Annotated in this window: 11 protein-coding genes; 3 read left to right on the forward strand and 8 right to left on the reverse strand. The window is 55.5% G+C overall.

Annotated elements, in window-relative coordinates; translation table 11 throughout:
• Positions 1 to 132 precede the first annotated feature (132 nt).
• Positions 133 to 933 (reverse strand): FliA/WhiG family RNA polymerase sigma factor, encoded by an 801-nt coding sequence (locus FYC48_RS16715; RefSeq protein WP_149497876.1) that lies wholly within the window; start codon positions 931 to 933, stop codon positions 133 to 135.
• A gap of 76 nt (positions 934 to 1009) precedes the next feature.
• Here FYC48_RS16715 and FYC48_RS27835 point away from each other — a divergent pair, with 76 nt between their 5' ends.
• Entirely contained in the window at positions 1010 to 1174 is a 165-nt protein-coding gene (locus tag FYC48_RS27835) for a hypothetical protein (RefSeq protein WP_160149579.1), read from the forward strand.
• Positions 1175 to 1266: 92 nt separating this feature from the next.
• Here FYC48_RS27835 and flhF read toward each other — a convergent pair whose 3' ends face one another.
• Both flhF and FYC48_RS16725 read right to left on the reverse strand, forming a co-directional pair.
• Complete coding sequence (gene flhF, locus FYC48_RS16720) at positions 1267 to 2553, reverse strand: flagellar biosynthesis protein FlhF (protein ID WP_149497877.1); 1287 nt, start codon at positions 2551 to 2553, stop codon at positions 1267 to 1269.
• Between the two features lie 42 nt (positions 2554 to 2595).
• Positions 2596 to 4647, reverse strand: coding sequence for a flagellar biosynthesis protein FlhA (locus tag FYC48_RS16725; RefSeq protein WP_149497878.1), 2052 nt, complete (start codon positions 4645 to 4647; stop codon positions 2596 to 2598).
• A 349-nt stretch (positions 4648 to 4996) separates the two neighbouring features.
• Here FYC48_RS16725 and FYC48_RS16730 point away from each other — a divergent pair, with 349 nt between their 5' ends.
• Both FYC48_RS16730 and FYC48_RS16735 read left to right on the forward strand, forming a co-directional pair.
• Positions 4997 to 5923, forward strand: coding sequence for a hypothetical protein (locus FYC48_RS16730; RefSeq protein ID WP_149497879.1), 927 nt, complete (start codon positions 4997 to 4999; stop codon positions 5921 to 5923).
• Positions 5924 to 5925: 2 nt separating this feature from the next.
• A complete protein-coding gene (locus tag FYC48_RS16735) occupies positions 5926 to 6426 on the forward strand; it encodes a hypothetical protein (RefSeq protein WP_149497880.1) in 501 nt (166 codons plus the stop codon).
• Positions 6427 to 6527: 101 nt separating this feature from the next.
• Here the strand turns inward: FYC48_RS16735 and FYC48_RS16740 are convergent, their stop codons facing one another.
• The 5 genes from FYC48_RS16740 to FYC48_RS16760 all read right to left on the reverse strand — a co-directional run bounded on the left by FYC48_RS16740 (position 6528) and on the right by FYC48_RS16760 (position 12471).
• Positions 6528 to 7709 (reverse strand): FG-GAP repeat domain-containing protein, encoded by a 1182-nt coding sequence (locus FYC48_RS16740; RefSeq protein ID WP_149497881.1) that lies wholly within the window; start codon positions 7707 to 7709, stop codon positions 6528 to 6530.
• A gap of 10 nt (positions 7710 to 7719) precedes the next feature.
• Complete coding sequence (locus FYC48_RS16745) at positions 7720 to 8898, reverse strand: phosphoglycerate dehydrogenase (RefSeq protein WP_149497882.1); 1179 nt, start codon at positions 8896 to 8898, stop codon at positions 7720 to 7722.
• Positions 8899 to 9025: 127 nt separating this feature from the next.
• The gene (serC, locus tag FYC48_RS16750; protein ID WP_149497883.1) at positions 9026 to 10138 is read right to left on the reverse strand and encodes a 3-phosphoserine/phosphohydroxythreonine transaminase; all 1113 of its coding nucleotides are present in this window, start codon (positions 10136 to 10138) and stop codon (positions 9026 to 9028) included.
• Between the two features lie 312 nt (positions 10139 to 10450).
• Positions 10451 to 11002 (reverse strand): NYN domain-containing protein, encoded by a 552-nt coding sequence (locus FYC48_RS16755; RefSeq protein ID WP_160149580.1) that lies wholly within the window; start codon positions 11000 to 11002, stop codon positions 10451 to 10453.
• Between the two features lie 152 nt (positions 11003 to 11154).
• Positions 11155 to 12471, reverse strand: a complete 1317-nt coding sequence (locus FYC48_RS16760; RefSeq protein WP_235034293.1) for a lipopolysaccharide biosynthesis protein — start codon at positions 12469 to 12471, stop codon at positions 11155 to 11157.
• Positions 12472 to 12544: the final 73 nt, after the last annotated feature.

A 12544-nucleotide genomic window follows, 5' to 3' on the forward strand; every position in this document is an offset into this window, starting at 1 on the left:
TTCGCAGTATCACCGTGACTGACACCGCGCGGCGAATGTCAGACGGAAATATTGGCAACAGTCTGGCACCAACGAAAAAAGGCTCCGATGAAACATCGAAGCCCTTGGTCGTTGAATTTGCGACGGCCGGAGTTAGGCGGTCCCGAATTCGACACGCCGACGTCCGAGTTGGTTTTGCAACCGATTGACGATCGAGGTATGCATTTGGCTGACGCGTGATTCGGAAAGGTCCAGCGTGGCGCCGATCTCTTTCATCGTCAGTTCTTCGTAATAGTACAGGATGATGATCAACCGTTCGTTTCGGTTGAGCCCTTTGGTGACCAACCGCATCAGGTCGTTCTTTTGAACGCGACGGGTTGGGTCTTCACCCTTTTTATCTTCCAGGATGTCGATTTCACGGACGTCTTTGTAGCTATCCGTTTCGTACCATTTCTTATTGAGAGAAACGACACCGACGGCGTTCGCATCGGACTCCATTTTTTCGACTTCGGCAACGGAAAGTTCCATGTGCTCGGAAAGTTCGATGATCGTTGCCGGTCGACCGAACCTGGTTTCCAGTTGCTTCTTGGCGACGGCGAGCTTACTCGCCTTGCTACGAACCAGACGTGGCACCCAGTCCATCGTCCGAAGTTCGTCAAGCATCGCGCCTCGAATCCGAGGCACGCAATAGGTTTCGAACTTGACCCCACGATCCATGTCGTAGGCGTCGATCGCATCCATCAAACCAAAAATGCCTGCACTGATCAGGTCATCCAGTTCGACTCCGTCGGGCAAACGTTGCCAAATTCGCTCGCCGTTGTAGCGAACCAAGGGCATGTATCGTTCGACCAATCGATTGCGAAGAGGTTCGTATTGGTCCGCATCCTTTTCGGTTTGCTTGAACTGTTTCCAAACCTCAAGGATTTCATCGTCCGTTGAAACTGCGGCTGGCATCCAATCCTCCGTGAACTTTTCTTTTGCCGACGATGGTGCATCGACGGCGGCTAGGCTTTTTTAGGTTGGTATGCCGGTGACTCGCGTTCCCAAGCTGGATTTGTCAGCAGGGGACAACGGCGAAGGACTGCGAACCATCAGCACGGTGGGGCAAACAGGCCATGGATTGGCGACGATCTATCGAGACTTCCTTGTCCCAGTTCGCGTTTCTGTCTGCCTAGTCGCCGAAGGTGGACTCTGAAAAAAACCACTCAAGTCGTTTTCTGAGTTTCCAGCCTTCGACATTTTCCATATCGGTTGTCGGTTGGGTTGATGTTGAGCTTAAAAAATCATTTAAGCGGCTTCCATTTGGGTCCATTGGATCGGGGAGGGCAACAAACGCTCGACCAACGTCTCTGCCGTCGCGGCAGCGATGTCCTGGGGGACGTGTTGGCCATTGGTGATGTAGCTGACCGGAATCCCCGGCCCATCGATCGAGCGAGCGATCGCCGACAGAACACCTGCGGTGTACGGGGTTTCATCCAGCTTCGTCAAGACCGCTGCGGTGGGCTGAGCGATGGAAAATCCATCCAACACCGACCGAACGACCGAAGCCGTGCTGGTAGCGCTAATCACCAAATGCGTTTCGTCGGGCTGAGCGACGTTCAAAATACGTGCGAGGTCTTCGATGTGAACGTCGCCGGACGGACTGCGTCCCGCCGTGTCGATCAAGATTAAGTCCACATCACCGAGTCGATCGATCGCCTCCGGCATGTGCTCGACGCTCTCGACGACCTGCATCGGCAGGTCCATGATCTGGGCATACGCCTGTAGCTGCTGGATCGCCGCAATTCGAAACGTATCGATCGTCAACAGGCCGACGCGGTGCTGGTGATTCATTCGAAACCCGGCGGCCAGTTTCGCGACCGTCGTTGTCTTGCCGACCCCGGTCGGACCGATCAAGGCAACGATCCGGCGGTCCCCAGATTCAACCGCGATCGGGCCGTTAATGCATATCTCGCGACTGACCGTTTGTTTGAGCTGATCCAGCCACGACGTCATTCCTGAACCGCCAAGGCCGCTGACGAATCCGCCGGTCGCGTTGATCCAGCGATCGACAATGTTCGGTTCGACGCCCAACGAAATCAACTTGAAACGGTACTCCGAAAGCGGATCCCATTCCGTTCGATAATGAATGGTGGATGAACGCTCGGTGCCGGACGCAGGCAGCGATACCCTGCCCGAATCGGTAGGTGCCGTTAAGCTTAATCGTGGTCCGGTTACGCTCGCCGACGGTGCGTTGACTTGGCGTGAATCGATTTGCCGCTGCACTTCTTCCAGACTACTCGATTGGATCGCACTCCCCTGCCCTGCTCTCGGTCCTATGGTCGGCTGAAACTGCGATACTCTGTGCTGGGTCCCCAGGTCTAATTCTGAATCCGGATCTTGTGCGATCGACAGCCCATCATGTGCGACGCCGTCACGTGATGCCGTTACTTCGACGTAGCTCTGTCCTAACCATCCTCTCCAGCCATCACGACAATGGCGCGTACTTAGTACCGATGCGTTGGGACCGAGCTCTTCTCGGATCTCCTCCAACGCAGCTTGCAAGTTCGCGGCTCGAAAGGTTTTCGATTCCATCGGTGGTTCTATGGAAGGTGAAACGAACGATTCAGTGCTGACTTACGCAGCTTGCCCGGCCGATGTGACGGGGCGTTGTTGATTTGGTTGCTGGGTCGAGATAGCGATCAGATCAAGTTGGGTGTCGTCGGTGATTTCCGACGTTGACAAAACGTGTGCCCAGACACCGGCCGCATCCAGCATTGCCTTGATGCGTCGACGGATGGTCGGGGCGACCACGACGACGGGAGGATGACCTCGCTCGATTAACGTCATAACGCCTCTGCGAATCGCGTCGCAAGTGACGTCTTTCGTTTTGTTCCATTCGCCGGACAATTCTCCCAACCCGATCGCATGCAGGACGCCCGCTTCGTCACGGAGCGGCACACACAAGGTCCGTGCCAGCCGTCGCCGGACCGATTCAATTTGCTGATCGGTGTCCGCGTCACGATCGGCGGCGTCCCCAATCGCTTCAAGGATGATCCCAAGTTGACGGATGGGAATTGATTCACGCAGCAGACCCTGCAAGACCTTTTGCACGTCGGCAGTTTTGACCCGATCAGGAACCAATTCGTCGACCAAAACGGGTGCGATTTGCCGCAATTCGTCAAGTAAATGTCCGGTCGCATCGTGCGACAACAATTCATCCGCATACACGCGAGCGACGTTTTCTAACTGATGGGTCAACACCACCGGAGCGGTCTGGGTCTTGTACCCATAGATCAACGCTTGCTCTCGGATTGTCGGTGAAATCCAAACGTTTTGGGGATGCCCCATGCCTTCGGCGGGTTCGCCCTCGATGGAACCGGTGATCTTGCCGTCCGCAATCGCCAGAAGTTTGTCGGTTCGCAATTGTCCGCGAGCAACAAAGTCACCAAACAAGCGGATCTCGTACTCCAATTCGCCCAACGTCGCGTCGTCTCGAACACGAACCTTGGGCAGCACAATTCCGATTTCGGCCGCCATCTGATTCCGCAACGCCGAGATTCGCTGCATCAAGTCGCCCCCACGTGCCGGATCGGCAAGCGGTAGCAATCCCAATCCGATCGCAACTTCCAAAGGATCAACGTTTAAGAAATCCTCCACTCGCTTTTGGTTCGCCGTCGTCGATGCGTTTTCTGTTTCACTCGCGATCGAACGTTGTTTTTCTGCATCGACTTCCTTGCTGTACAACGTCCAAGCCACGAACAACAGGCCTCCGCCGAGCAATAACAACGGGATGATTGGCAATCCCGTAATGGTCAATAGCAGAACAAAGCCGCCGCCGACTGCCATCGCCGTCGAGTTGCTAAACATCTGGCTGACGAAACGATCTGGCAAGTTATCCGAACGCGTGCCCCGTGTGACCAACATGCCGGCGGCTAAGGAAATCAACAGCGAAGGAAGCTGACTGACCAATCCGTCACCGATCGTTAACTTGGTGAATACAGAGGCTGATTCGGCCAGCCCCATCCGAGAAACAAAGATTCCCAAATACAGACCGCCAACGATATTGATCACCGTGATGACCAAACCGGCGATCGCATCCCCCCGAACAAACTTCCCTGCTCCATCCATCGCGGAGTAAAAATCGGCTTCGGCGACGAGGGCTTGTCGACGCCGGGCTGCTTCATCTGAATCGATCGCACCGGCGTTTACGTCCGCTTCGATCGCGGACTGCCGACCGGGCATCCCATCAAGTGCGAAGCGGGCGGCGACTTCACTGATTCGTGTCGCTCCTTTGGTAAGCACGACAAACTGAACGACCACGAGGATCAAAAAGATGATCAGGCCGATCTCGACCCTGTCGCCCGCGACAAACTGACCAAACATGCGGATCACACCGCCGGCGGCGTCTTCCTTATCCGTCGGTGCGTGCGTCAGGATCATCCGTGTCGTGGCGATATTGAGTACCAACCGCGACAACGTCGTCACCAACAGCGCGGTGGGAAACACGCTGAATTCAAGAGGCGATTTGACATGGATTGCGGTCAACAAAATGACCACAGCTAAAGCAATATTCGCGGCAAGTAGCAAGTCCATCACCGCCGCCGGAAGCGGCATCAGAATGACCACCAAACAGGCCATCAAAAAGCCTGGCAGCAGCAGTGGACGAAAACGTTGCAAGTCGGTCACGGAGGAACGTCAATGATTGAGTGGGGCATGGCACCGATCGGCGGTCCTCTCCACAAGGGAGTCTGCGAAAGTACAAAAAAGTTGCCTTTCGATTCAAGATTCATCCGCCTTTCACCGACACCCCAGTTTCACGATCTGTTTCACGCTTTTTTTATTGATGCTCCGTTTCGATAAGTGCTTGGATTTGACCTTCCAGCAGATGGGTGTGTCCACTCTGCCTTCATCCCCCAGCGAAGTCTCGGTTTGATCGCGTTCGTCGACGTGCACCCCGGGGAATTTGCGTCCGCTGCTGAGCTACCCTATAGTGCCACGGGATCAGACAGATTGTCTTCACCGGTTTGGAATACAAATGATGACGCAGCGTGCTCGATTAGTCGTTGGATCACTCGCAGTTCTATTTTCTGTGATGATCTTGGATTCAATCACCTGGGGACAAAGCCCCAAAGAAGATTACGAGACACTGAAGCAGTTCTATCGACACCGAGCAAAAGAGATTGGATTCGCACTCGATCCAAACGGAAAGCAGCGATTGAAACTTGAATCCCCCGTCCTCACATGGACTGGGCTGGATTATCAGGGGTATCGAAACACGGAAGCGCCGAACTCGGGAGATGTCTATGTCTGGACTTATCAAGGTCGGGCCATTGTTGCCGGCGGTGTGCTTTCGCTTCCGCTTCCCAATGGACACGAGGTTTACCAAGAATTCCAAGCTCTCGTTGAAACACCGCCCCAACCGATCTCCAGTCGTTCGGATTGGGGAGTCATGTGGTCACCACCGGGCGTAGAACTGAGAGCGATTCCGGGCGCTCCCAATCCAGTCGCCGACTCCGACACGAACGCACTTCGAAAACGTGGTCTGCAAATGCGAGGACTCGCGAAACAATTCACCGCCCAAACACGATCCGCCAAGACCGGTGAGATCCACCCACTAAAACTATTGCCCAACGCCGTTTTTCGTTTGGATAGCGACGCATTAAAGAAGTCCGATTCCGATGTCATCGACGGGGCCTTGTTTATCTTCACTAATCAACTCGGCACCGATCCGGAACTTACCCTGCTGATTGAATGCCACCAGACTTCGGACGGATTGCGCTGGAAGTTCGCCCCCGGATCGTTGGCCTTTCAAGAGTTGTGGTTAAAGCATCGCGATCGTGAAGTCTGGCATCTGCCAAACTTTTTAAACCATCCTGGGGAACGCAACTTCGTCTCAACTCGTTTGCATCAAGGGATCACGACCGATCAAATGAAAGAGATCCTTGACCATGATCCTGAGTGACGATGCAAAATCCCTATCAAGCTCCGCCCGAAATTAAACAGACAACAAACTCGGTTGCGGATGCGTTGCCACTCGAGGAACAAGCACTACGCACTCGTCGGACATGTTTGGTCACGTGGACGGTCATTCTACCGCTGAACATGATTGTCCCAGCGCTGATGGCAGTCAATCTCGTCTCGTGGAGCGGTACCGGAGGGATCCTTGCTGCGGTCACGATTCTTTACGGGCTGGGGCTATGGTGCTGCGTCGCACTCCCGGGGTTAGCGGTGCGTGTGTTACTTGGCGGTAGCATTGTTGCGTTTTCACAATTCTTTCCGATCATCCAAGTATTCGCTGGGGTTATCGCACTCGAACTGGCGGGCATTCCGTTTGACGATGACTACAGCAAACCCATCGGGCCACTTCAGTCATTTCTGATCACCACCACGGTCGCATCGATTCTACTGGGCATCTCACTATTGATCGGTTCGTTCTTGCACTACGTCAAACAACAGTTCAAGTAGTGTCGGCGATGCCTCAACTCCACCGAGAGACCATTCGCCGGCGAATGGTCTTCCCGATGGTTGTTTCTCAACGCCCTCCCCTTTTACCCACAAGAGCGTCTTTAGAGGCCTGGGTTTTCATACCAGACGACGCCGAAATTTTGACGCTCTTCGCAAGTCATTGCATCCAAGTCACCGTCGGCGTCGAGGTCAATCATCTCAAACCGATCAAACTTCACGCCCCGCGTCGGATCGACCACTGACCACTGACCATCCAGATCACGAAGCCAAAGGCCGGGGCGATCGGGGTACCGGCTCGCCTTGGTGTTTGAAGAAAGCAGTAATCGACCGCTCGGCAAGACGCCGATCGCTTTGCCAAACTCAATTTGCGGTGGGTGTTTGATTGTCGATACGATCCAGCGGTTTCCTTCGCGACGGCAATCAAGCGAGTCCGTTCGTCGAGTTGGAATCAACCAACGATCACGTGTCGCGGACAAAAACATCACCTCCCTGCCCTGCCCCGCGATCGGATGTTCGCGCCAAGTCTGCCTTGGATCCTCCGGCTGCTCCAACCAGCCTGCCATGCTTTTTGATCCTTTGCGATCGGTGAAGACGAGGTCCTGATCGCCATCGTGATCCATGTCGATCGCGTGGAGTGACATCGTCCAAGCGACGTCACGAATGCGAATCACTTCCCACCGACCGAGATCCCGAGAATCCTTCGTGGTCGGCGATAGCAACAACGACAAACTCGCTTGTTTACTTTTCCCGCCGACAATGATTGCCCGTCGCCCATCAATGTCTTCAAACGGCAACGCATACATCCACATCACGCCGTCGAGCGATGGAAACGATTCGGTCGTCCAGGAATCCTGCGACAGCCAATCGTCTGGGTTTGCCGGATCATTGACGTTGCTGAAGTGCACCAAAACTTGCCGTCGCTTGCCTTCGTGGCAGCTAACGATGTCCAAGTTCCCGTCGCCGTCGACATCGACGGGGACCGCATCTTCGGGGGACGCCGCGGCAGCGACCGTGACCGCCGGCCAGGGCTGCTTAGCCAGATCGGGCCCGGGGTTCAGATAAAGACGAACCACTCCGGATTCTTCCCAGCCGGTGACAACATCGAGGTGGCCGTCACCATCGAAGTCACCAAGGCGAACGCCGTCGGCACCCTGGAACCGGTCATCAACCGTATGCCTAGGCCAGGGCGTTCGCGCCGTTTTAACCTGCGTTTTATCCTCACCCTCGGCCGGCGACTGAACAAGACAGACAACTGCCAACAAGCCGAGCGTGATCGAACGCATGATTATCTCACTATTTTTTCAGAGGCAAATGCCGAACCGAAAGAACTCCCTCGATGCCCCGAAGGTCGTTCAATGCAGATTCTTCGATGGTTCCATCAAGGTCGATAATAGTATAAGCCAATTCACCGCGTGACTTATTAAGCAGGTCAGCGATGTTCAAATTCGCTTTTGCCAAGATTGCGGAGATCTGGCCGACCATGTTCGGCACGTTCGCGTTGGCAATCGTGACACGCGACCCGGAACCGCCGCGTGGCAAGACGGCCTCGGGGAAGTTCACAGAATTGCGAATGCTGCCGTCTTCGAGGAAATCACGAACCTGATCGGCAACCATTACCGCGCAATTTTCTTCGGCTTCGCCGGTCGAAGCGCCCAGGTGTGGAAACGCGATCACATTCGGATGACGCAGCAGTTTGCTGGTCGGAAAATCGATAACGTAGGACGAGAGCTTGCCGTTTTCGAGCGCCGCAAGCACTGCGTCGTCATCGCAGATTCCGCCACGGGCCAAGTTCACGACGATCGCGCCATCGTTCATCATCGCAATCCGCTCTTTGCTGACCAAACCCTTGGTCGCATCAAGCAATGGAACGTGGACCGAAATGGCGTCGCACTGAGAAAACAAATGATCGAGGCTCATCGCTTGCTGAATATTACGTGACAGCTTCCAGGCGTTTTCGACCGAGATCAGCGGATCATAGCCGACAACTTTCATGCCCAGAGCGCTCGCCGCATTGGCGACGCGAATGCCGATCGCTCCCAGACCGATCACACCCAACGTTTTGGAATGCAGTTCGGATCCGACGTAATTCTTTTTGCCCGATTCGACCGCGGTCGAAACTTCGGCGTCGTTTCCTTCGAGAGTCTCGGCAAATTTCATAGCCGGATAGATGTTTCGCGTCGCAATCAGCAGCCCGGCGAGGACCAATTCTTTAACCGCATTGGCATTCGCACCGGGCGCGTTGAAGACCGGGACGCCGCGCTTCGTCATCTTGTCGACGGGAATGTTGTTGACCCCGGCACCGGCGCGACCAATCGCCTTGACAGTTTCAGGGATCTCCATGTCGTGCATCTTGAACGAACGCAACATGACAGCGTCGGGTGAACTCGTGTCGCTGCTGATCTCGTATTTCTCACGCGGGAGTCGTTCGAGTCCTTTGACGGAGATATTGTTAAGCGTGAGGATTTTGTACATCGCGTACTGGGGTGTTCGGTGGCAAAACAAGGGGGTCTAAACATTTCACGATTGCCAAAGCGTCGGGGGCCGCTTTGACAATCCTGTCTCTACTGCAAAGAGTCGCAAAGAACACGACTCAGGTTCACTAACCGTTCTTGCTGGCGAACGCAGTCATAAAGTCGGCCAGCGCTTGAGCACCTTCCTTGGGCATCGCGTTATAGATGCTCGCCCGAATGCCACCGACACTACGATGACCTTTCAAAGCAACCAGACCGTTGTCGGCAGCTTCGCTCAAGAACTTCGATTGCAAATCATCATTTGGCAGAACAAAGGTCGCGTTCATCAACGAACGGCATTCGGGTTTTGCGTGGCCGGTGTAGAAACCGTTGGATGAATCGATCGCGTTGTAAAGCAAGCCAGCTTTCTCACGATTCAGCTTTTCCATCGCCTCCAAGCCGCCGATGTCGTTGGTCAACCAACGCGCGACTTTACCGAGCACCCAGATCGCAAACGTCGGCGGGGTGTTCCATTCCGAGTCGGCTTCGGCGTGATTCTTGTACTGCAGGTAACCCGGCAGCGAGGCACTACCGATTTCCAACAAGTCCTTGCGGATCACAACCACGGTGACGCCAGCCGGCCCGGCATTCTTTTGGGCACAGGCATACACCATGCCGTATTTACTGATGTCCAGCGGGCGATGCATGAAGTCACTTGACGCGTCGCAAATCAGCGGAACGCTATCGGGACAAACGGGTTCGCTGGGGAACTGGACACCCTGGATCGTTTCGTTGTTGCAGTAATACAGGTACGCCGAATCGGCGGGGACGCTGTAGTCTTCTGCGGAGGGAACGTGGTTGAAATTGGAGTCGGCGGCGTCATAAACGATGTTGACCGCCCCTTCCTTTTTGGCTTCGGCGATCGCCTTTTTTCCCCAGGTTCCCGTCTGGATATAAGCCGCCGATTTCTCGGTTCCCCGCAGCAAATTGGCCGGGATCATTGAGAACTGCAACGCCGCGCCACCCTGCAAAAATAGCACCGAATAATCATCACTGATGTTCAGCAAGGATCGGATTGAGTTTTCCGCGTCGTGCAAAATATCGACAAAAACCTTGTCACGGTGGCTCATTTCCAGCAACGACGAGCGTGCCCCGGGAAGGCATACCAGTTCGTCGCGGACCTCTTCGAGGACCGAAACGGGCAAAACAGCCGGGCCGGCAGAAAAATTGTAGGCGCGTTGATCGGTCACAGTTGCAGTCATCGATCGAATCAGATGGTAGGGGAACGGGTAAAGATGCGGGGATTCTATGTCGAGTCGGGCAACTGCGAAAGGAGCAACTTTCGGCCAGTGTTCCCGCCGCGTCAACTTCCTCGATCCACAGCCGGTTACCCAGATCTAGCGGATTGCCGGGTCCCCGCGTTTCTCGATCGGGGAATGCAGCGAAGAACCCCCGTTTAAAGCGGGCCCCCGGTGCTCCACTCGATCGCGAAGGCACGATTTAGGCAGCGAAAGGCCCGCCAAGAGCGTCAACGGCTTGGCCCCGATCGGCTGGCGGGCAAACCGTCTGACCGACTAGTCGGGGTCAAAGCCGAATTCCCGCATCCATTCGTCGACTTCCCCCGAATCCTCGATCCGCGGCTTGACCGCCCTGCCCTGCCCCGCCGTTCCGCCGCTTGGCCGAAACGGTTCCCCCGAAGATTGCAAATCCCCTTCGGCCAAAACCACCCGCCCGTCGGTCAGCGCGTCCATCCATGGCTGACTATCGCGAAACGCCGCGTCGCGTCGAGATGCGGCGATCTGCACCCGATGGTCCGATGAAACGACCATCAATTTTTTGGGGGTATGGTGATCCCGGATTAACTCTTCGAGCAAATCGTCGGCGGTCAGATAGTCCACCGCAAATCGCACCTCGATCCCTTCGTGAACAAAACTGCTGGGACGATCCTTTGGTGGATTCGCGGCATCGAAGACGACGCACGTTCGCTGACGCGTTTGATCGTCGATCCTTTGAGTCAGATCGCGCAACAGTCTTTGCCGTAGCTTTTCCAACCACCGCGAACCGGACCGTTTGGTCGGAATCGGCTGGGTGATGTTGTAGCCGTCAATCAACAATAACAAAGACACAGCGTTCCAAGACAAAACGACACCAAACTCGATGGCACCTCGACGATCGTCGCCCAAGTGAACGCATCCGCTAACTCGATCGGCCAACCAAACAGTGACCAGCCAGACAGTGCACTATTGTAGCAAACCCGTGGCCCCGGTCACCCTTGCGGTCACAGCAGATCCGATCCCGTGGACCCTGGTGGTTCACCAATCGACGCCACATCGGCATAGACGATCGCCGAAAGCCAAACAAAACTAATGACCTGTCCGGCGAGCGCAGCAATGGCGACCGAAATCGCCCCCAAGGACGGCTCAAGCGTGATCGCAACAACCACCATCAAAACCATCGCGGTGACTCGGCAGCGGATCGCCGCCAATGGCTTCCCGCGGCCTTTGACGTAGCTATCAAGACCCTGCAAGATACCTTTGATCGCCGCGACCGGGGCTAGCCAGTATGCAAAGTGGATCGCCGGAAGAAACGCCTCTCCGTACAGCCAGCCGATCACGGTTGCAATCAACAACATGAACACGATCGTTGATGCCGCTTGAACGGCCAGCGAAGAGCCTAGGATTCGATTGACGTCCGTCGCTTTCAAACGTTTGGTGGTGTCCGCGCCCGCGTTGAACAAGAACAGCCCCATCGTGTTCGGGATCACCGTGAGTGGATAAACGACTGGCACCATGGCCGCGTAATAACCTTGGTCGCGAAGCCCGGCGATCCACAAAATCAACAACAGATCCAAACGCTCGAACAAGTCCGTCGCGAATGTCGAATAGGCATACGGGCGACTCTCCCGAAGCAAGCTCGCGACCTTGGGTTCACTCGGCCCGCCGAGCGGTGTCCGTAACCCATACAGGCACGTCAGCATTGACAGTGTTGATGCGACTACGAACAAGCCGCACGCGCGCAAGAGCGACACGCCGATCGCAAGTTCAGTGATCAGCAACAATACCGGAAACGTAGCGGCGGCGATCACGCGACGGACGTTGTACGCGCCGAACTTCCCTTGGCCTCGATCAACCCCGGTCATGATCAACACCACCTGCTGACCGATCAACGAAAGTGAACACAGACAAGCAAGCGGGATCAGAAATTGCTTTTCCGCAGGCAGCGCGACGCTGTTGAGCAAGATCGCTAAAATAGTGGTCACGCTACCAGTCACCAGCCCCAGCTTCAACGCCGCCCGCCTCAGTCGACTCGCATCGATCTTGTCTTCGGCGGCATGCCGGCAGATCACTTCCAGACCGCCAAACAAACCGACGTACAGAAGCAACTGGACGAAGAACATGGCGGTCGCGTATTCACCACGCCCCACCGGCCCCAACGTGCGGGCGAGCAAGATGCCCTGCCCCATTTGCAAGACAACGATCAGAAAGGCGACGCCAACGGTGCTGATAAACTGCTTGGCGAGTCGCGATTTCTCCTTCGATCGACTGTCGCGACCGGTCTCTGAGATCTCGTTTGGACTGGAGAATTTACTTGTCACAATCTTTCGCACCTTAGCGCGGTCGCCGCACACAGGTCCGAAGGTTGAGCTGTGAGGCCCGGATTTCAATCGC

This window comes from Roseiconus lacunae (assembly GCF_008312935.1).
GTDB lineage: Bacteria > Planctomycetota > Planctomycetia > Pirellulales > Pirellulaceae > Stieleria > Stieleria lacunae.